Source organism: Thiorhodococcus mannitoliphagus (assembly GCF_010915725.1).
GTDB classification, from domain to species: Bacteria; Pseudomonadota; Gammaproteobacteria; order Chromatiales; family Chromatiaceae; genus Thiorhodococcus; species Thiorhodococcus mannitoliphagus.
On record NZ_JAAIJR010000021.1, the window covers coordinates 1 to 19,859 of the forward strand.

17 protein-coding genes are annotated in these 19,859 nt (G+C 64.9%); 2 read left to right on the forward strand and 15 right to left on the reverse strand.

Annotated features, from left to right (window positions below):
- From G3480_RS28265 to G3480_RS07035, 15 genes are all read right to left on the reverse strand, one after another.
- A partial coding sequence (locus G3480_RS28265; RefSeq protein WP_164653066.1) for an IS630 family transposase occupies positions 1-896 on the reverse strand: 896 nt, incomplete at its 3' end.
- 396 nt (positions 897-1,292) lie between these two features.
- Entirely contained in the window at positions 1,293-1,820 is a 528-nt protein-coding gene (locus G3480_RS06970) for a DUF4124 domain-containing protein (RefSeq protein ID WP_164653068.1), read from the reverse strand.
- Between the two features lie 31 nt (positions 1,821-1,851).
- On the reverse strand, positions 1,852-2,298 hold the full coding sequence (locus tag G3480_RS06975) for a BLUF domain-containing protein (RefSeq protein ID WP_164653070.1): 447 nt from the start codon (positions 2,296-2,298) through the stop codon (positions 1,852-1,854).
- 192 nt (positions 2,299-2,490) lie between these two features.
- Positions 2,491-3,810: a metallopeptidase TldD-related protein gene (locus G3480_RS06980; protein ID WP_164653072.1), complete on the reverse strand. Its 1,320-nt coding sequence runs from the start codon at positions 3,808-3,810 to the stop codon at positions 2,491-2,493.
- Positions 3,807-5,249: a TldD/PmbA family protein gene (locus G3480_RS06985; RefSeq protein ID WP_164653074.1), complete on the reverse strand. Its 1,443-nt coding sequence runs from the start codon at positions 5,247-5,249 to the stop codon at positions 3,807-3,809. The genes G3480_RS06980 and G3480_RS06985 overlap by 4 nt, the downstream gene beginning before the upstream one ends.
- Before the next feature lie 416 nt (positions 5,250-5,665).
- The gene (gene radA, locus G3480_RS06990; protein WP_164653076.1) at positions 5,666-7,036 is read right to left on the reverse strand and encodes a DNA repair protein RadA; all 1,371 of its coding nucleotides are present in this window, start codon (positions 7,034-7,036) and stop codon (positions 5,666-5,668) included.
- Positions 7,037-7,158: 122 nt separating this feature from the next.
- The gene (locus G3480_RS06995; protein ID WP_164653078.1) at positions 7,159-7,605 is read right to left on the reverse strand and encodes an SRPBCC family protein; all 447 of its coding nucleotides are present in this window, start codon (positions 7,603-7,605) and stop codon (positions 7,159-7,161) included.
- A 6-nt stretch (positions 7,606-7,611) separates the two neighbouring features.
- Positions 7,612-8,370, reverse strand: coding sequence for a DnaJ domain-containing protein (locus tag G3480_RS07000; protein ID WP_338114081.1), 759 nt, complete (start codon positions 8,368-8,370; stop codon positions 7,612-7,614).
- A gap of 4 nt (positions 8,371-8,374) precedes the next feature.
- Positions 8,375-9,094 carry a VWA domain-containing protein gene (locus tag G3480_RS07005; RefSeq protein ID WP_164653080.1) on the reverse strand — a complete coding sequence of 240 codons (720 nt, stop codon included), beginning with the start codon at positions 9,092-9,094 and terminating at the stop codon, positions 8,375-8,377.
- A gap of 150 nt (positions 9,095-9,244) precedes the next feature.
- Positions 9,245-11,221 carry a DNA repair helicase YoaA gene (locus G3480_RS07010; protein ID WP_164653082.1) on the reverse strand — a complete coding sequence of 659 codons (1,977 nt, stop codon included), beginning with the start codon at positions 11,219-11,221 and terminating at the stop codon, positions 9,245-9,247.
- 46 nt (positions 11,222-11,267) lie between these two features.
- Positions 11,268-12,059, reverse strand: coding sequence for a tetratricopeptide repeat protein (locus G3480_RS07015; RefSeq protein ID WP_240905638.1), 792 nt, complete (start codon positions 12,057-12,059; stop codon positions 11,268-11,270).
- Between the two features lie 107 nt (positions 12,060-12,166).
- Positions 12,167-14,590, reverse strand: coding sequence for a penicillin-binding protein 1B (mrcB, locus tag G3480_RS07020; protein ID WP_164653086.1), 2,424 nt, complete (start codon positions 14,588-14,590; stop codon positions 12,167-12,169).
- 234 nt (positions 14,591-14,824) lie between these two features.
- Positions 14,825-15,613: an ABC transporter permease gene (locus tag G3480_RS07025; RefSeq protein ID WP_338114082.1), complete on the reverse strand. Its 789-nt coding sequence runs from the start codon at positions 15,611-15,613 to the stop codon at positions 14,825-14,827.
- Positions 15,610-16,545 carry an ABC transporter ATP-binding protein gene (locus G3480_RS07030; RefSeq protein WP_164653088.1) on the reverse strand — a complete coding sequence of 312 codons (936 nt, stop codon included), beginning with the start codon at positions 16,543-16,545 and terminating at the stop codon, positions 15,610-15,612. Before G3480_RS07030 ends, G3480_RS07025 begins: the two co-directional genes overlap by 4 nt.
- Before the next feature lie 81 nt (positions 16,546-16,626).
- Positions 16,627-17,187 carry an LEA/WHy family protein gene (locus G3480_RS07035; protein ID WP_338114083.1) on the reverse strand — a complete coding sequence of 187 codons (561 nt, stop codon included), beginning with the start codon at positions 17,185-17,187 and terminating at the stop codon, positions 16,627-16,629.
- Here G3480_RS07035 and G3480_RS07040 point away from each other — a divergent pair.
- Positions 17,164-17,928 (forward strand): TSUP family transporter, encoded by a 765-nt coding sequence (locus G3480_RS07040; protein WP_164653090.1) that lies wholly within the window; start codon positions 17,164-17,166, stop codon positions 17,926-17,928. The two genes, G3480_RS07035 and G3480_RS07040, sit on opposite strands and share 24 nt — an antisense overlap.
- A gap of 349 nt (positions 17,929-18,277) precedes the next feature.
- Positions 18,278-19,810: a fused MFS/spermidine synthase gene (locus G3480_RS07045; protein ID WP_164653092.1), complete on the forward strand. Its 1,533-nt coding sequence runs from the start codon at positions 18,278-18,280 to the stop codon at positions 19,808-19,810.
- The last annotated feature ends 49 nt before the right edge of the window (positions 19,811-19,859 follow it).

Below are 19,859 nucleotides of genomic sequence, written 5' to 3' on the forward strand. Positions count from 1 at the left end.
AAACCGATGGCCTCGGCGATGAGGCGCACAACCGCCTCGGAGCAATGGATGTTGAGGTTGTCCATGACCAGATGCCACGGGGTCTGAGCTGGACGCTGGGCAAGCAGTGCGGCGAGATAAGCGGCGAAGTCCTCGCTCGTGCGGGTCTCGCCAAGATGGTAGAAGACCTGCCCGGTGACCACGCAGAAGGTCGCGATGAGGGTGAGAGTGCCGTGGCGGATGTATTCGAATTCTTGCCGCTCGGCGCGCCCTGGGCGGGCACGCTGGGTCGGCGCTGCGCGCTCGAGCGCTTGCACCCCGGTCATCTCGTCGATGCTGCGGGTCTCAATGCCTTCGGCGGCACGTTCCGGGGCCAGGCGATAGGTCTCGCAGACATCCCGACAGCGCTCGGCGAAATCACCATCGCGCGGGGTGTTGATCCAGCCTTGCACGCGATGCGGCTTGAGATCGACCTCGCGTAAGAAGCGTCCGATGGAGTGCGCGGAGATGGCGTCGACGATCCCACGCGCCTTGGCCTCTTTGGCCAAGTCCTCATGGGTCCAGCGCGCCAGCTTCACCCCCTCGCGGACCGCAGGCTCGCACGCCAGGGCAATGATGGCGCAGATCTGCTCGGGGGTGAAGGTCGGCGGCGTCCCCGAACGCGGGCAATCGCTCAAACGCTCAAGCACCGGGTGATCCGCGCGCTCGCGCCAGCGGCGGCGCCAGCGTTGGACCAACGAGCGACTGACCTGCAACGTGGCGGCCGTTTCGTGCACCCCCGTGCCGGCGTCGGCGGCGAGAATGATTCGGGCTCGGGTCGCCAGTTGCTGCGCAGTGGTGTGCTGACGCACCAACGCCTCCAACTGGGTACGTTCTTTGTCGGTGAGGGAAATGGGAATCGGGGTACAGCGTGGCATCGTGTCATCAACTCATCGGCGAAACTCAAGACAGATGAGTAGGATGCCATCGATCGCCCAGAAACAGTATTAGGACTTTCACTCAAGACCACTAGCCCCCCTTTGTGAAAGGGGGGAAGTTGTTGATGGACGCTTTCTAATGCCTGCTTTGCGACAAAACCGATCACCGTGAGCCTGGCCAGGAGTAGCAGCAAAGAGGTTCTATTTGAAGATTCACAGAGTAGGCACTGGGGTCAGTTCTCGCATCGTTACATGATTCGCGAGCTTCATGCTAAGAGCGTGTCCATCAATTGTTTCCCGATGCGAGCGATGCCGCCCGAAATCCCCCACTAGCCCCCCTTTGTGAAAGGGGGGAAGTTGTTGATGGACACTTTCTTAGCGCCGGCGCGCCTAAGCTCAAGGCGTGAGGCGGACCGACCGCGGCGGCAGCTTCAGAATCATCTGGGTCGGCTTGGCTGGTTCTTGTGACGGATCGCTGGGACGGTGACCGGGCGGGGGCGGCCGCAGCGGCGGACGCGGCGGCCTCGGCAACGGATGGACGAAATAGGGTCGCGCAGCGACGCCATCCGCGGCCTGGCGTGCTTGCGCCCGCGCCGCCTCCAGTTCCAGACGCTGATGCTCGCGGGCCAAGCGCTGCATCTCCGCCGCCTGACGCGCCTGCTCGCGCTGCAGCCGCTCCGCCGCCATGACCCGCGCCTGATTCAACACGGAGAAGGTATCCGGATCTTCGCGCGACGATGGCTTGGCGGCCGTGGTTGCGGGTTCCAGATGGAGCGATCGATGCGGTTGGCTCGGCGGCTGATCGCTGTAGTGGACCAGACCCTGCTCATGGGTCCAGCGATAGAGCGGTTGGGCAAGCGCCTCAGCCCCGCCGACAGCGAGCAGAACGGCGCAGATGAAACGGTTTCCAGCGCCGATCGGCAAGGCGCAATCCCCCGACGCGGCAGCCGCGACCTCAGCCTTCCCAGGGACGCCCCTGGCAGATGATCTTGGCGTCCAACAAGAAAGCGTAGACCTCATGCAGCCGCTCGGGAAACTCGACGGCGTCTTCTTTGGAGGAATACTTGCGGATCAGGATCTCGCGGACGGCCTTCGGCAGATCGTAGAGGTCGACGATGGACATCCCCCAATCATCGAAATAGATCTCTTCGGTCGGCTCGTAGGAGATGAGCCTCGGGTGATGATGGCGACTATCCTGAACGATGTGCGCATAAAGGTCGTTCACTGCAGCGACGGGACCTTCGAGCACCTGCAGGAACTGGTCGCCCGAGAGCACGAGGAGTCCAGTGACGCTCAGCTTACGATTGTTCTCGGCGCTCTTTTCGACGAGATCGCGCAGCTCCTCGTTGGCCATGAACTTATCGGTGCAGGTGCTGCGATAGATGAGTCTGCAGTGATTCATTTCGGGCTCCGTAAAGAGTTGAGCCAGGCCTGATGCACAGGGCCCTTTCCCGACATTCTAGCCCCCGAAGGCAGGCTGATGACACCGTTGAAATGAGCGCGAGCAGCCTGAGCCAGGATCGCACAGGCCCCGCATTCGCTTGAGACAAGGTCGCTGGCATGCCGCCCTGACAGCGAGCCAGCTCGCGGCGCTCTAAAGCGCGAAGTCAATCCCGGAGACCAAGACACCTGGAAGCAACGCACTCGCGCTCGAGCGTCCATCATAGGTCTCCGCCGAGAGCATCAGCTCGCGCTCACGCGTCAGGGCCTCCAGGCGGTCACCGAGCAAGTGGTAGAGGCTATCGTCGAAGCGCATCACATCCAGGGGCGCGACGATCTCGCCGCCTTCGACCCAGAAGGTCCCGAACCGCGTCATCCCGGTGATGCGGCACTCATTCATGTCCGACCAGTTGCAGTACCAGAGATTCCCGATGCTCAGCCCGGTGTCGAGCTGCCGGTGCGCATCGGCCATGGAGAGCGTTCCGGCCGCAACATTGAGGGACTCAGGTGCGTCCGCAGCCGCGTTGACCACCTCACCATACTCCTTGCCGCTGCGCGCATCGACCAAGGCCTGCCCGAAGGCACCCGCGTTGATGAGCGGGACGCAGCCGGGCTTGAGGAAGCCCTCCGGGGTGAAGCCAGGCGTCAGGCCCCGGTCATGCTGCTCCTGGATGGTCAGCGCAGAGGCAAAGGTGCGCTCGCCCCGGATCAGCTTGAGCAAGGGGGTCTGACTGGTACGGTGATCCTTGAGTCCAAAGCCGCCCCAAGCCAGCATGTCCATCAGCTCCTGCACCGCCGCGGGCGCCAGATAGGCCCGATAGCGTCCTGGCTCGATCACCTTGGCCGGCCGCGCCATCACATCCAGTGCCGCGCGCATCTCCGCCAGCTTGGCGCCCAGGACCTCGGGCTCCCAAGCGAACCCGCTGTAGCCTGACTTGACGGCCTTGTCGGCACCTAGGTAGCAGCTCCAATCCAAATTGAAGCTGCTGCTCTGATGCCAGTAGCGATGACCCAGCGAACTCGCCAGCCCCTCGACGATGTCGCCACTGGCGCAGATGCCGACCAGGTCGAGACCATCGGCAGCCTGGATCAGCGCATCCACCATCCCGGCGGTGCTCGGAAGCCCGTCGCCGACCTGATGCATGGACTCCCCGGCCTGCCTGGAGTAGTTGAGATAGGGATCCTCAGGGACGAAGGCGAGCCGCTCACGCAGCCGGTCCAGCAGGCTGCGTGCGACGTCCAAGTCCTGCTCCGGCGACCCCCTAAAGTCGCAGACAGCCTCCGCCTGTCTAGCGCCATCGATCAGGTTGAGCCCGAGCCCGGCGGTACGGACATGACCGGCCTGACGGATCGCATTGCGATTCAGCCGAACGAAATCCGACGCCTCGCCGCCGAGGCTGCAAAAGAGGATCTCCTCGCCCCGCAATCCCCCGTTCAGCCGCGCCGCCAGGTCGAAGAAGGCCTCTGGATTCATTCGCCACCTCCGAAGATCACGACATCGCGGAACAGACAAGGCGGCGCAGCATGGCCGACATAGACGGATTGGTTCGGCTCGCCCTTGCCGCAATTGCGCACCCCGCGCACCTCCCGCGTTTCGACGCCGCCAACGCCATCCAGGCTGCGCCAGAAGCTCGCTGAGAGGCCTCGATAGCCCGGATTGCGCACCAGACCCTTGATCTCACCGTCCTGGATCAGCCGACCCAGCTCGCAGCCGAACTGAAACTTGTTGCGGCTGTCGTCGATGGACCAGGAGCGGTTACTCTCCATGAGCACGCCGCGCTCCACGCGCGCAACCAAGTCGGCCAGGCTCCCCTCACCGGGTTCAAGGTTGATATTGCCCATGCGGTCGATCGGCGGACGCTCCCAACCGCTGGCACGGCTGCAGGAGACACCCGGCAGCCCGGCACGCGCCTGAGACAGCGCACCACCGAGCGGGCGTTCCAAGACGCCGTTGCGGATCAGATAGGCCTTGGTCGCCTCACTGCCCTCGTCGTCCGCCGCGCCAGAGACCAGCTCTCCGGAAACCGTCGGATCGAAGGTGACGTTGAGCAGCCGCGAACCGTACTCGTAGTGACCGAACATCTCCGGAGTCACGAAACTGGTGCCGGCATAGTTGCGCTCGTCGCCCAAGATACGGTCCAGCTCGAGCGGATGTCCGATGCTTTCGTGGATCTGCAGAACCATCTGGCTCGGCATCAGGACCAAATCGGTCACCTCCGTCGGGCACTCGGGGGCTTCCAGCAAGGCGATGGCCTCCTCCGCCACCCGTGGCGCATCCTCCAGAAAGCGCAGCAGCTCAATGTTCTCCAGCCCGCCCTGGAGCCCCCCGTCCGCGCCGCCGCCGTGTCGACGCTGCGTCTGGCTGCCGGCGTTGGCCACGGCCAGCAGTCCGGGATGCACATACTCCAGCACCTGAGACACCTCCGCCCCGGCGCTCGTCACCAGCAGTTGCTCACGGCGTCGATAGGTCAGCCAGGCCGCCCAATCGACGATCCGCTCATCCAGCGCCAGCGCCGCGTTGGCGGACTGCAGCAAGCCGAGCTTGTCGGCAACGGACAGCGTCCCCCAGGCCTTAGAGACCGACGTGCGATAGTCGGCGCGAAGGGCACTGCGCGGATAGGCTGCGGCATCGAAGAGTCCGTGCCGCGCGTGCGCCCGCGCCCAGTCCAGCGCCTTCTCTGCTGCCGCACGCAAGCCGCTGGGACTGAGGTCACTGGTCGCGGCATACCCAATCCCGGCGCCGTCGATCAGGGTGACCATGGCGCCAAGCGAGGTGCCGATCACACTCGGCTCAACGACATCCTGACGCACTTCGAGGTGATCGCTCTCTTCGGCGACGACACGCAGCGACCAATCCGTGCATGGCGGTACGCAGGACCGAAAGGACGCGGCAATCGCAGACAATGCTTGCATGAGGTTGTGCTACCTGTGGTGTGATTCTAGAAAGCGCTGTCAGCCGCCAGCATGGTGTTAGACGACATGTTTTGACCTGCTTCAGATCTTTTGTCGAGTCAAAACATGAAGTCTGATTTTTTGGCAAGAGCTGTTCCGAAGTCACTTTCGAAACAGCTCGTTGCAGGTCAAAACATATCAGCCTGAGTTTCTGCGTCTGCGCGGCTCGCGCTTCCAGTGAGCGCAGACAGGTGCAAACAGCGCCCAAGTGCGTGAGGACGCTTGGGGGCTCACTTTGTAACAACCCGATTCATGAAGCATCGTCGCTTCATGGTCAGAGTCGTCGAAATCGCAGTTTCAGGCGCGCAACACTGCGAGACCTGACCCCCTCGTTCTCTGCGAGACCTGACCCCCTCGTTCTGACTCCTCTCGTTCACTCAAGCCACGGCGTCCAGTGCTTCGGCCAGGGTTCGCACGGCGACGATCTCGAGGCCCTCGACGCCTTCCTTGGGCACATTACCCTTGGGCACTACGGCGCGGCGAACACCGTGCTTAACGGCCTCGCGCAGTCTGTCCGGACCATTGGGGACAGGACGCACTTCGCCGGAGAGACCGACCTCCCCGAACACGGCGAGGTCGAGTGGCAAGGGGCGGTCGCGGTAGCTGGAGAGCACCGCCATGATGACCGGCAGATCGGCCGCCGTCTCCGCGATGCGCACACCGCCGACGACGTTGACGAAGACGTCCTGATTGAACATGCCGATGCCGCCATGGCGATGCAGAACGGCGAGCAGCATGGAGAGACGGTTCTGGTCGAGTCCGAGGGCCACGCGTCTGGGGTTGGCGAGCGGGCTCTCGTCCACCAGTGCTTGGACTTCGACCAGCAGCGGCCGCGTCCCCTCGCGCGTGACCATGACCAGGCTGCCGGGCACCGGCTGGTCATGGCGCGAGAGGAAGATGGCGGAGGGGTTCTTGACCTCGCGCAGACCGTGATCGCCCATGGCGAAGACGCCCAGTTCATTGACCGCCCCGAAGCGGTTCTTGATGGACCGCACCATGCGGAAAGGGCCGCCCTGCTCGCCCTCGAAATAGAGCACGGTATCGACCATGTGCTCCAGCACCCGCGGCCCGGCCAGCGCGCCGTCCTTGGTGACGTGGCCGACCAAGAAGACGACCGTGTCGCGCTGCTTGGCAAAGCGGACCAGCTGCGCCGCCGATTCGCGCACTTGAGAGACCGAGCCCGGCGCGGACTGCACCAGCTCGGTGAAGAGGGTCTGGATGGAGTCCACGACCATGATGCGCGGGGCCTCCTTAGCGGCGTGCGCCAGGATCACCTCCACGCAGGTCTCGGCGAGCAGGCGGATCCCGTCCCCGGCGAGGCCGAGGCGACGCGCCCTGAGACCGATTTGCTGCGGAGATTCCTCGCCGCTGACATAGAGCACGGGGTGGGAGCCCGCCAAGGCCGCGCAGGCCTGCAGCAAGAGGGTCGATTTGCCGATGCCCGGATCACCGCCGAGCAGCACGACGGAGCCGATGACGATCCCGCCGCCCAAGACGCGGTCCAGCTCGCCAATGCCGCTTTGGATGCGCTGGCGCTCCTCCGGGCTGACGTCCTCCAGGGCCTCGACCGTGGTACCCTCGGTCAGGCCCGCGTAGCCGCCGGCTCGCTGAACGCCGCGACTGCGGCCTTCCATCAGCTCCGACAAGGTATTCCAGGCGCCGCAATCGGTGCACTGTCCGGCCCATTTCGGGTGGCGTGCGCCGCAGGCGCCGCAGACATAGGTCGACTTGGGCTTGGGTGAGGCCATCAGGCATATTCCTTGTAGCGACTGGGTCGAGGATGGGCGGGTCAGCCTCGCTGGCGATGTGCGGGGAGCGGCGAGCGCGGCTCGGCCGAGATCGCCCCAGTCCGGCGCGTCGCCCAGCCAGATCAGCTGGCGACTTCGTCCTCGATGAGGCTCTTGAGCTGCACCATCATGCGCTCCGCGCTCGATTGGACGACCCGGCGCACCGTGCCCAGGAAGAGCATCGCGGCCGGATTCAGGCGGTCCAGCTCGAAATCGAAGCTGACGCGGGTCCGCTCTCCCTCGGGCGCGAAGCGATAGCGGATGCGAAAGGGATCATCGAGCCCCTCGAAGCAGACCTGGCTGGCGTGATCGAAGGCAACCACGCGAAACTCGTTCTGGGTGCGGCGTCCCTTGTCCACCCGAACCTGCCGACCGACCCAGCCGACTTGGATCGGGCCATCGGTCACGGCCTCCATCAGCTCGACCTCCGGCGACCAGCGCGGATAGTTGCGGACGAAGTCCACCGCAACGACTTCGAACACCTTGGTTACCGGGCAATCGATCAGCGCCTCGGCTTCAGCTTTCACCATGAGCCATCAGTCTCCTATCAAGCGGCGCTTGGCCTGGTTGATCTTAGCGGCGAGATAGTCCGAGCCGCCCCGGTCCGGATGCAGGCGTTGCATCAGGCGTCGATGGGCCGCCTTTATGGCATCGGCATCCGCGCCTGGCTCGACGCCCAGGATGGATCGCGCCTCCGCCTCGCTCAGTTTGCCGCCCGTGCTCGGAGCGCCACCAGCGCCCGCGCCGGTTTCCGCTCGATCACGCCAATCGTCGCCGTGCTCGCGATCCAGATAGGCCTCCAGCACCGCCACTGACTGCGCGTCACTCTCACGGTAGAGTTCATGCATCCGCAGCAGCTCCTCGAGCTGGAGGCTGCTGAGTTCGCGTCCCTTGAAAGGCCCCTCCAGAACGGTGCCGTCCAGCGCGCCCGTCGCATGATCCAGGCGCATGTCGAGGTACTTGGTGCGAATGTTCGAGGCTTGCCCAGCACGCCCCGCGCTGGCCGAGCCAAGTGCGCCGCCCAGACCGAGTGAGCGCAGGATCTGCTGCAGGGCGGGAACCAGTCTCAACAGATTGGCGGCGCGCAGGGCCAAGGGGATCGCGGCGCCGATCGCGGCGAAAATGGGATTCAGCCGACCGCTCAGCACGGCGATCAACAGGACCGCCATCGCACCCCAGAGGGCCGACTTGCGCAGCACCCGGCTGACGCGCTCCGGCGGCGTCGAGCGGAACCAATGGAGAAACCAAAAGACCGCGCCGACAAAGGCGGCCAAGAGTAAGAGTCGGACGATCACGCGCTCAAGCTCCCTTCCTCGTCATTTGATCCGTAAGCCGCAGAACGGCCCCGCCGCGCTCACGACCATAGCGCTCCAACGCCTTGCGGCCACCGGCAGCATAGACGGCAACGGCGCTCAGTAGATCACGCAGGAGCTGCGGGCTGCCAGCATCGAAGGGACACCAGGCGCCTCCAGTCAGACGAGCCACATCGCGGAAGACAGGCTCGGCCGCAGGGTCTCGGCCTTCTTGGAAGACGAAGGCCGGCACGCCAAGCAGCCCAAGTCTGCCGGCCAGGTCCGCCAAGCGGTCGCGGTCCTCCTCCATGCAATCTCCGACGAAGACGAGTGCGTCGACGGACTGCCGCGAGGCCTCATCGATGGCGTGCGCCAAGACAGATCCGATCTGCGTCAAGCCGGCCGCGCAATAGACAGCATTCATGCGCTTCAGCAAGGCGTCTGAGTCCTGATACCACTCGGACCAATGGATCTCCTGAAAGCCGCGGTAGAAGCACAGCTGAACCGCCAAGCCGCCGAGCGCCTGGGTCTCGAGGAACATGCTCGATTGAATCTCGGCCGCTTGATCCCAGGTCGGCTCCCGGCTGGCGGTCGCGTCCATGGCGAAGATCAGACGGCCGGCGGCGCCACCAGACGCGCGTTTCGGCGTCGCGGCGACCTGGCTCAGAAAGTCGCTGACCGCCCGTTCTGCGGCGGTCTTCTCGAGGTCTTTTCGGTCGGCGCTCATGAGGGCAGTTGGCAGTTGGCAGTTGGCAGTTGGCAGTTGGCAGTTGAGTCTAAATGGCCTTCCGGTAGGATGCATGGCGTGAGTCAATGCGTCCCACACCTTATCTTCGTGTCCTTTGCGCCTTTGCGGTTCCAATGACCGCGCCCAGGATCACTCATCATGACCCGATTGACCGGCCCCATCAGGGGCTTCATCGGCCCCTGAAGAGGCGAGGTCCGTATCCGGCCCTTCGAAAAATGCCTTGACCACGGCAATGTCGCGGGTCCTGGCCATTGCGGGCAAGCTATCCAAGAAGGTATAGCCATAGGAGCGGGATAACAGACGCGGGTCGCAGACGACGAGGACACCACGGTCCTCGTTACCACGGATCAGACGCCCCGCCCCCTGCTTGAGCGCGATGACGGCGCGCGGAAGCTGATGGTCGCGAAAGGGATTGCCTCCCTGCTGACGCAGTGCATCGATACGGGCCGACAGCACCGGGTCACCGGGCGACGCAAAAGGCAGGCGGTCGATGAGCACACAGGAGAGGGCGTCGCCGCGAACGTCGACGCCCTCCCAGAAGCTCGAGGTCCCCAAGAGCACGGCGTTCCCGAGCTGGCGAAACCGTTCGACGAGTTCCGCGCGTGGGGCCGTACCCTGGACCAGGATGGGATATTGGATGCGCCCCTCCAAGCCGGCCGCCGTCTCCCGGAGCGCGCGATGGCTGGTGAAGAGCAGAAAGGCCCGGCCGCGGCTGTAGCCGATGATCTCACAGGCCAGATCCAGGACGCTGCGGTTGTAGTCCGGTTCCGAAGGCTGGGGCAGGCCGCGCGGGACGAACCAGAGCGCCTGATTCGGATAGTCGAAGGGGCTGTCCCAGAGGTCAGTCTCGGCATCCTCGATGCCGAGCTGTCGCGCGAAATGATCAAAGCCATGCCCCACCGCCAAGGTCGCCGAGGTGAAGACCCAGGCGCTGCGCTTGCGGCCAATCTGATCGCGAAAGAGGTCGGCGACCTCGAGCGGGGTCTGGTGGAGACGGAAGCCGCGGCCTTGTGTCTCGAACCAGCGCACGCTGTCCGGCGTCTCGGGCGCGGTCAGGGAACTCAGCCGCTCGAGGAGGTCCTTGGCACGCTCATGCGCAGCATCCAGCCCCTTGCCGCGCCCGGCGCTGGCCGCGAGTCCGGTGATCAGTGCCTGCAGCCGGCGCTCGACTGATTCCAAGGCGCGCTGCAGCTCCGCATCCTGCGCCAGCTCGTGCCAGGGGCCACGTCGATCATGGTCGCCGAGCCGTGCGCGAACGTCCTGAGCGGCTCGCTTGAGACGTGCCGTGCGCTCCCGCAGGTCCGCCGCGTCGCTCGCCTCCTTCTTGATCTCGAGGTCGGTGTCCCGCGCCAGGTCCTGCAGCTGACGACCGCTTAGGCTGATGCCGAAGAAGTTGGTGGCGATCTCGGGGAGCTGGTGCGCCTCGTCCAGGACGAAGCAGTCCGCACCCGGCAGGATCTCGCCAAAGCCCTCGTCCTTGAGCGCGAGATCGGCACAAAAGAGGTGGTGATTGACGACCACGACATCGGCCTCCTGAGCCTGACGTCGCGCATGCACCAGATGGCACGCCTGCCAATCCTCGCAGTCCTGACCGAGACAATTGTCGGTGGTCGAGGTCACCAGGGGCCACACCACGGCATCTTCCGGAATTGGCAGCTCGGCAATGTCACCGCGCTTGGTACCCTTCGACCAATCCACCACCTGCTTGAGGTGCCCGCGCAGCCCAAGATCCAGACCGCCGAGGTCTTCTTGGGCAAGCCTCAATCGATGACGGCAGAGGTAGTTCGCCCGCCCTTTCAGGAGCGCTGTGGTGACGGGGACATTGAGCGTCTTGCGGATCAGCGGCAGATCGCGATGAAAGAGCTGGTCCTGGAGATTCCGCGTCCCCGTGGAGATGAGTACCTTGCGGCCGGACAACAGTGCCGGCACCAGGTAGGCGTAGGTCTTGCCCGTGCCGGTTCCGGCCTCGCAGATGAGGACACCGCCATCCTCCATGATGGCGGCAATGCGCTCGGCCATCGCCTGTTGCTGGGAACGATGGCTGAAGCCTGGGACCTCGCTCGCGAGCAGTCCGCCAGGCCCGAGCACCTGACCGAGATCCGTCATGCGACGCACCCCATGCCAAGGCTCATCAATGGATCCGCGAGCGCGATCAATCCTGGCCGGCGCGCTTCTCGGCCTCGGTGGCGCCAGCCATGTCACCGGCGCGTCGCTTGGCCTCGGCGATGATCCGCCAGTTGTCCTTCTTCATATCCGCGCTGTCACCGGAGAGATCGTTGGAGCGCGCCGCAAGGTTGCCGGCCTGGGAGGATTGACCTTGCTCCATACGCACGCGCGCCAGACGGTTCCAGAGATAGGCTTCGCGCGGAGCGATGCGCAGCGAGCGTTCAAGCGAAGCTGCCGCACCCGCATAGTCGCCGGCCTGACGCTGACGCTCGGCCTGGCTGGCCAAGGCAGCGGCGGCCGGAGGCATATCGGGCGCTGCGACATTGGACTCCGGGAGCTTGGAGACAGGGGGCGCTGGCGGCGGCGCTGGCTCGGCAGTCTTAGGCAACTGCGGCTTGGTGTCCGCCTTGGCGACGATCTGCTCGTTCGGAGTGGACGGCGCGGCTCCACCGCTGGCATCGGCCACCCCAGCAGCCGTCTGTGATGGCGGCGTTTCCGGCCCAGTCGTTTTGGGCTCTACCCCCGTCGATTGGCGCTGTGCCGGCGCCTCGGGCGCAGCCACTGGCGCGGCGGCCGCGTCCGGCTCCGGCGCGGGATCCGGAACGCGGCTGGGGTCCTTGTAGGCATAGACCTGGGTCCCCTGCTTCTTCGGTTTGGGCGCGGCGGGCGCTGGCGCCGGGGCCTTCTCGACCTCTGGCTCAGGCGAGTAGGCAGGCGGCGGCGCCTGCCGCGGGGTTGCCCGCACCACGGGCGCCGGCGGCCCTTCGCGAGGACCCATGGCACAGGCCGTGAGCGCTCCGGCAGTCGCAAGTGTTACTAAGAATCGGCTCGATCTATCCATCGCTTCATCGCATCCGCCTCGCGCTCAATGGGCGAAGCAAGTCCTCAGTTGTAGAAATCACGCATGAAATGATTTTCGGGCTTCTCGCGCGGTTTCGGCGCTGGTGGGGGCGGCGGCCTCTGCTCGGCGGACTCGCTCGCATCCGGACCCGTCTGCGCCACGCGGCTCTCGCTCTTTCCAGAGGGCTTGGCGCGCTTCTTCGTGCCACCGCCACCGCCGCAGCCCGGCCGTGAGGCACTGTCGCCGATGTAGGGCACCTTGGAGTTCCCGCAGGCATCGGCGAGCACGACGCCGTCTGGCGGATCGCCCGGGAGTGGCTCGTTCTCCATCGCGAGCATGAAATCGCCCCAGACACGCAGCGCACCAGTACCACCGGCAAGCCCCATGGGCTTGTAGTCGTCCCTGCCGACCCAAACAACGGCGACCTTATCGCCGCTAAAGCCGGCGAACCAGCTGTCGCGCATATCATCGGTGGTCCCCGTCTTGCCGGCCATGCTCATACCCTCGGGCAGCTTTGCGCCGAGCCACTTGGCGGTTCCCTGCGTCACGACACGCTCCATGGCCCACGTGGTCAGGTAGGCCGCCTTGGGATCCACCACCGCCTCCACCGCCAAGGGATAGCGGTTGAGGGGCAGCCCGTGGGGGTCCACCACCTCGCGGATCGCGCGCAGCGGCGCACGATAGCCGCCCGCGGCGATCGTTTGATACATCTGCGCCACTTCCAGCGGCGACATGGAGACGGAGCCGAGCAGCAGCGAGGGCACCTTGCGGATTCGCCGCTGCACACCCATGGCGTAGAGCGTATCCGCCACCTCACTGACCCCGACACTCAAGCCCAGGTTGACGGTGGCCAGGTTCAGCGAGCGCACCAGGGCGCTGTACAAGGGCACCGCACCATAGACGCGGTGATTGTAATTCTTGGGCTCCCAGCGCCGATTGCCGTCGGGCAGACTGACCGGCTTGTCCTGAATGGAGGTCGTCAGTGTGTAGCGGTCGGGCTCGGACAGGGCGCGCAGGTAGACGGCCGGCTTGACCAAGGAGCCGATCGAACGGACCGCATCCAGCGCGCGATTGAACCCGGCATAGCCAGACTCGCGGCCACCCGCCACGGCGAGCACCTCGCCCTGCGTGACCGAGGTCACCACGGCCGCTGTCTCTAGGGTGCCCGGCTTCATGCCGCGCTGCTTCTCCAGGGCTGCCAAACGCTTGGGCAGAGCCGCCTCGACAGTGTTCTGGACCTGGGGATCCAGCGTGGTGAAGATATTCAGCCCTTCGGAGCGGAGATCATCATCGCGATAATCACGCTGCAGCTGCCGCCGCACCAAGGTGATGAAATGCGGATAAGCGCCCGCCGGGCGACCGCCGCCGTCCTGGATGCCGAGCGGCTGCGCCTTCGCCTGTTCGGCCGCCTCGGGCTCGATAACGCCGTCGCGCACCATGAGATCGAGCACCAGGTTGCGGCGCCGCTCGGCTGCCTCCGGGTGACGCCGCGGATCCAGGCCCGACGGGGCTTGCACCAGACCGACCAGCAGCGCTGTCTTGGCGACATCCAGCTCGCTCAAGGGCAGATCGAAGTAGAACTCGCTCGCCAAGCCGAAGCCGTGGATGGCGCGGCTACCGTCCTGCCCTAGATAGATCTCGTTGGCGTAGGCCTCCAGGATCTCGTCCTTGCTGTAGCGGCGCTCGAGCAGGAGTGCCATGTAGGCCTCCTTGATCTTGCGCTCGAAGGTCCGGTCCGCGCTCAGGTAGAAGTTCTTGACCAACTGCTGGGTGAGGGTGCTGGCGCCCTCGACGACGGCGCCGGCTTGCAGGTTGCTCACGGCGGCGCGGAGGATGCCCTTGGGATCAACGCCCATGTGGTGATAGAAGTTGCGGTCTTCCACCGCCATCAGCGTCCGCACCAGGAGGTCCGGGATCTCCTTGCGACGCACCAAGACGCGGTCCTCGTTGTGCGTCGGATAGATACTGGCGATGAGCATGGGGTCCAACCGCACCAGCGCGGGATCCGGGCGCCCCTCCTCGAGTTCCTTGATGCCAGCGACCTTGCCGTCCTCGAAACTGACCTCGAGGAAACGATCCGGCTCGCGCCCGTCCCAGAACCGGAAGGCACGCGTGCGAAAGCGGATGCTGTCGCCCTCACGGTGGAAGTAGCCGGGCACTGACGGCGACGCCGTCTCGTGGTAGCTCAGCCGATCCAGCTCCGCCTGAAGGTCGTCGGCCTTGAGCGGCTTACCGACGTAAAGCTCCAGGGGACGCGCGTAGACGCGCGCCGGGAGCGCCCAACGCTGGCCCTCGAACTTATCACGCACAACGCGGTCGAGATGCGCCCCGTAGAGCGCAATCAGACCGCCGACGACAAGGGTCAGGACCAGGGTCGAGCGGAAGATGAAACGGCCGAGCCGAAAGCGCTTGGGCTTCGGGACGCGCCTGCGGCGCTGGGAAGAAGGTCGACGGTTACTGGATGGCACGAATACTCTCAAGCCTCCGCGACTCGGCGCGGTAGACCCTCGGCTGTAGGGATCGATGGGATGCGTGATTATCGCACATGGACGGGCGCACGCGCCTTTTTGTCGGCGCCGATCAGGCGCTTATGCTCTGATTTAGCATCTCGCCAAGGGCCATACAACCAAGCACTGTACTTTGACGCTTTGATTGCACCCTTGCTCCAAACTTTCGCGCAAATCGCCGCACCCGCCCTGCATTCACGTCTTGACCCCCACCCCGCGCCGCAGCAGTTGCAGGCTGAAGGCCGTCAGGACCACGATGAAGAGCATGATCATGCCAAAGGCCACGCCGATCGGGATATCGCTCACGCCGAGCAAGCCGTAGCGGAAGGCGTTGACCATGTACAGCAAGGGGTTGGCCAGGGAGACCTTCTGCCAGAAGTCCGGCAGCAGCGCGATGGAATAGAAGACCCCGCCGAGGTAGGTCAGCGGCGTCAGCACGAAGGTCGGCACGATCGAGATGTCATCGAAACTGTTGGCATAGATGGCATTGATAAAGCCGCCGAGCGAAAAGAGCACCGCCGTCATGATGCAGATCAGCAGGGTAACCAGCGCGCTGTGGATCTGGATCTCCGTGAACAGCAGGGCGACCAGCATGACGGCCGTCCCCACCACCAGGCCGCGTGCGGCCCCACCGGACACGTAGCCGGCCAGGATGACCCAGTTGGGCGCGGGCGAGATCAGCAGCTCCTCGATATAGCGGGAGAACTTGCTGCTGTAGAAGGAGGAGACCACATTGGCGTAGGAGTTGGTGATCACGCCCATGAGGACGAGCCCGGGGACGATGAAGTCCAGGTAGGCGAAGCCGTCCATGGTGCCGATCCGCTCCCCGATCAGCCGTCCGAAGATGACGAAGTAGAGCGTCGTCGTGATCACGGACGGCAGGATGGTCTGCACCCAGATGCGCGAGAAGCGCATGATCTCCTTGGTCAGGATGGTCTCGAAGGTCACCCAATACCGTTGCCAGTCGCTCAATCGCCGTCTCACGCCCGTCCCTCCAGGTTCGCCGCACGCTGATCCACAAGCTCGAGGAAGAGGCGCTCGAGACGATTCTGCTTGTTGCGCAGGCTGATGACCTCGATGCCGTTGCGCGACAGTGCCTCGAACAGCCCGTTGATGGTGTGGTCGCGCTTCATCTCGACCTCCAGGGTGCAGTCGTCCAGGTGCTGGAGCACAAAGCCGCCCAGCTCGGGCAGCTCGGAGACGGAGCCCTTGAGATTCAGCACGAAGGTCTCGGTGCGGAGCTGGCCGAGGAGCTTGGCCACGCTGGTCCGCTCGGCGATCGCGCCCTCGCTGATGATGGCGATGTTGCGGCAGAGGCTCTCCGCCTCCTCCAAATAGTGGGTCGTCAGGATGATGGTCGTGCCCTTGGCGTTCAGCTCCCGCAAGAAGGACCACATGGAGCGGCGGATCTCGATGTCCACCCCGGCCGTTGGCTCGTCCAGGATGAGCAGCCGAGGCTCATGCACCAGGGCGCGCGCGATCATCAACCGGCGCTTCAGCCCGCCGGAGAGCTTGCGCATCTCGGTGCCTCTGCGATCCCAGAGGTCGAGCTGACGCAGCGAGCGCTCGGCGCGCACCTTGGCCTCGCGGCGCGGAATGCCGTAGTAGCCCGCCTGATTGAGGACGACCTCGAGCACGGGGAGAAAGAGATTGAAGTTGAACTCCTGGGGGACCAGGCCAATGCTCGACTTGACGCCTTCGGGGTCCTCGTCGAGATCCTGCCCAAAGACCTGGACACGCCCGGAGGTCTTGCGGACCAGCGAGGAAACGATCCCAATGAAAGTGGACTTTCCGGCGCCGTTCGGCCCCAGCAGGGCAAAGAAGTCGCCCTCGTCTACCTGAAGATCCACGCCCTTGAGGGCCTGAAAGCCGCCCTTGTAGACCTTAGCGAGCTGTTGGACATCGAGTGCGAACATGGGTCTCCCAAGTGTGAATTTTAGATCGCCCCCAAGGCGGAGCATCTGCGTGCGACCGACAGACGATGCAACCGCTTCGAGCTAGCTGCTGCGCGGCGCTAGACCAGTCTGGGCCGCGAGTTCGGCGGGGTCGAGGCGACCCGAGCGCCGGTAGGGCAGTCTCACCCAGCCGCCGGCCAGCGTGACAGTGCCGCTCAGCGCCCACTCCAGCGGGCGGTCGCTGCGCAAGAGCGCGGGCAGGCGTTGTGCGAGCAAGACCAAATCCGCGATGAGATCGACTTCGATCTGCGCTTCGGCATGGGGCGGAATCTGTCGTTCAAACCTGCTCTGTCCAGAAGCGATCTCCCGCCCTTCGAGCTGAAGCCGATAGCTGATGGCCTCAACCGGCAGCGCCCTGTCATTCGGATTCCTGACAGCCAAGGTGAGGACGAAGACCTGACGCATCACCCCCAGTTCTTGGAGCCGCACAGCGGCCAGCGTCACCTCGGGCGCCTCCCAAGACGGCTGCAAGCTGCCGCAGCCGACCAAACCGCTGCCGAGTGCGGCGATGATCATTAGAATGCCGAGCTTGTCGAGGCGAATGCGCATCAGTCCTCGGCCCTTGGACCAAGAGACCCGATGATCGAGACCGAGCTGCTTCACACCGCCCTCCTCCTGCTTCCGGTCGGCATGCTCGCCGGCCTGATCGACGCCATGGCGGGGGGCGGCGGACTGCTCTCCATCCCCGCCTTGCTCTGGGCCGGGCTGTCGCCGATCCAGACCCTCGCCACCAACAAGGCTCAAGCGGTCTTCGGCAGCGGCATGGCCACTCTGCAGTTCATCCGGCGGGGACATTTAGAGGTTCGCGGCATTGCCCTTGCCGTAGCCTGCACCTTCGCGGGCTCCGCCGCCGGCGCCCTCTTGGTGCAGCAAATCGACAGCGCCTTTCTCGAGCGGCTCATCCCGGTGCTGCTGATCGCCTTTGCGCTCTATTTTTGGCTCTCGCCGCGGGTCTCCGACCTGGACTCCCATCAGCGCATCGGCAGCGCGGCCTTCGCCGTCTGCATCGGACTCGGCATCGGCTTCTACGACGGCTTCTTCGGACCGGGGACGGGCACCTTCTTCGCGATGAGCTATGTCGCCCTGCTCGGCTACAACTTGCGCCGCGCGACCGCCCATACCAAAGCACTCAACTTTACCAGCAATCTGGCAGCCTTGCTGTTCTTCCTGGCCGGCGGACATATCCTCTGGCCCATCGCAGTGTCCATGGCGATCGGCCAGTTGGCGGGGGCCTGGATCGGGGCCCATATGGTCATGCGCCACGGCGCCGCGCTGGTTCGCCCCGTGCTGGTGATCTCGTCGATGCTGATCTCGGGGAAGCTGCTTTGGGAGCAGTTTGGGTGAGGCAGTTGGCAGTTGGCAGTTGGCAGTTGGCAGTTGGCAGCGAGGGTAGTCGGAGCGGGGCTGGTGTCAACGCCTAGGAGCCTGTCCGACTTGGGGGGATCGAAGCGAGGAAGTGGGAGAGCGAGGCCATTTCGTTCCGGTTTTGAGGCGCATAGTGGTTCTATGTCACGAAAAAGCGGGGCGAAAGGGACCCTTCTCCCGATTCCGCAGCCGATTCATCCTAAGTCGGACAGGCTCCTAGGGTTCAGCCAAAGCGACGTGGGAGCGGCGCCCCGCCGCGACGGGCGCGTTGATTGTTCTGGTGCACCAGGCAGACTTCGGGCAATTCTGAATCAGGGGAGTACTTGGAATGAGCAACTTCGCAGCCAATCGCAGCAAAATTCGGCTGCTCGGGTACGCGGCAACCATCTTCCTCAGCTCGGCCTTGCTCCTTGTCCTGGAGATCGTCGCGGGGCGCCTCATCGCACCCTATGTCGGGGTCTCGCTCTACACCTGGACATCCATCATCGGCGTCATCCTGGCCGGGCTCTCGCTGGGCAACTGGGCTGGCGGCGTCTGGGCGGATCGCGGCGCGAGCGAGCGGGAAGCAGGCCTGGTGCTGGCGGGCGCGGGGATCTATTGCCTGCTCAGCCTCGCGCTGCTGCCATTGGTCGGGGATGCGGCACAAAGCCGGGGGCTGAGCCTGTTGAGCGCCAGCTTCCTACTCGCGGCTGTGCTCTTCGCGACGCCGGCGGCACTCATCGGTGTGGTGACGCCCTTGCTGACGACCCTCGCCTTGCGGCTGGACGATCGCACCGGACACGTGGTCGGCCGCATGCACGCCCTGGCCGCCATCGGCAGCATCCTCGGGACCTTCCTCGCCGGCTATTGGCTGATCCAGACCTTTGGCACCAGGACTGTCATCTTTGGGGCTGGAACCCTACTCACTGCCTTGGGCCTGAGCTATCTGCGGCTCGGCTCAAAGGCCCTGGCCGTCGCCGTGCTGGGCGGCGCGGTCGGCACCGCTGGCGTGGTCGCATTGAAAGACGGCCTTGCCTCGAGCTGCGAGCGCGAGAGCGCCTATTTCTGCATTCGAGTCGCCGATCACAGCGCGCACGCGCCCTTCGGGGAAGCGCGTGGTTTGGTGCTGGATCACTTGCTCCACGGCATCAACCACGCCGAACTCCCCGAGCTGCTCATCGCCCCTTACATCCAGGCGCTGGACGAGCTGGTGCGTGCCCATTTCGGAGACGGCGACGCGCGCGCGCTGCGCTGGCTCTTCGCGGGCGGCGGGGCCTACTCCCTGCCGCGCGCCGTGCGGGCGATGAATCCCAAGGCAGAGATCACGGTGGCCGAGCTCGACCCCGCGGTCACGGAGACCGCGCGTGATCGGCTGTTCGTAAGCACAGAGGGGATGCGCATCCTGCACCAGGATGCCCGCCTCGTCCTGCAGCAGAAGGACGACAGCTTCGACGTCATCATCGGCGACGTCTTTCACGACCTCGCGATTCCCTACCATCTGGTGACTCGCGAATTCGTCGCGCTCGTCCATCAGCGCTTACGACCCGGCGGCATCTACGCCATGAATCTGGTCGATACCTTCCCGGATCCCAAGCTGCTCAAGGCCGTCATCAAGACCTTGCGCGCCGAATTCAAGCAGGTCGACATCTGGATGGAGGGACCGCCCGAGGCCGAGCGCGTGACCTTTGTCATCACCGCCTCGGACGTCGATCAGCTGCCCGACCGCGTCGTGGCCCAGCATGGAATCGAGCGTGCTTGGCATCGTGTCAGCGACATGGTCGACCGCGTCGGTGTCCCGATGAGCGAGATACCCATGCTCACCGACGACTATGCACCGGTGGAAAGCCTCATCGCCGGCCTCTTGGTCGGAGAGAATCGGTAGGGCTGCGCAGCGCGACCAGCGCCAAGCCTTGTGGGGACGCGACTCCCCC

Excerpts from the sequence above, each read along its gene's own strand:
- G3480_RS06975 (WP_164653070.1), bottom strand. The coding sequence starts at position 2,298 with ATGAATCACTGCAGACTCATCTATCGCAGCACCTGCACCGATAAGTTC.
- G3480_RS06980 (WP_164653072.1), bottom strand. The coding sequence starts at position 3,810 with ATGAATCCAGAGGCCTTCTTCGACCTGGCGGCGCGGCTGAACGGGGGA.
- G3480_RS06985 (WP_164653074.1), bottom strand. The coding sequence starts at position 5,249 with ATGCAAGCATTGTCTGCGATTGCCGCGTCCTTTCGGTCCTGCGTACCG.
- radA (WP_164653076.1), bottom strand. The coding sequence starts at position 7,036 with ATGGCCTCACCCAAGCCCAAGTCGACCTATGTCTGCGGCGCCTGCGGC.
- G3480_RS06995 (WP_164653078.1), bottom strand. The coding sequence starts at position 7,605 with ATGGTGAAAGCTGAAGCCGAGGCGCTGATCGATTGCCCGGTAACCAAG.
- G3480_RS07005 (WP_164653080.1), bottom strand. The coding sequence starts at position 9,094 with ATGAGCGCCGACCGAAAAGACCTCGAGAAGACCGCCGCAGAACGGGCG.
- G3480_RS07010 (WP_164653082.1), bottom strand. The coding sequence starts at position 11,221 with ATGACGGATCTCGGTCAGGTGCTCGGGCCTGGCGGACTGCTCGCGAGC.
- G3480_RS07015 (WP_240905638.1), bottom strand. The coding sequence starts at position 12,059 with ATGGGTCCTCGCGAAGGGCCGCCGGCGCCCGTGGTGCGGGCAACCCCG.
- G3480_RS07030 (WP_164653088.1), bottom strand. The coding sequence starts at position 16,545 with ATGTTCGCACTCGATGTCCAACAGCTCGCTAAGGTCTACAAGGGCGGC.
- G3480_RS07040 (WP_164653090.1), top strand. The coding sequence starts at position 17,164 with ATGATCGAGACCGAGCTGCTTCACACCGCCCTCCTCCTGCTTCCGGTC.
- G3480_RS07045 (WP_164653092.1), top strand. The coding sequence starts at position 18,278 with ATGAGCAACTTCGCAGCCAATCGCAGCAAAATTCGGCTGCTCGGGTAC.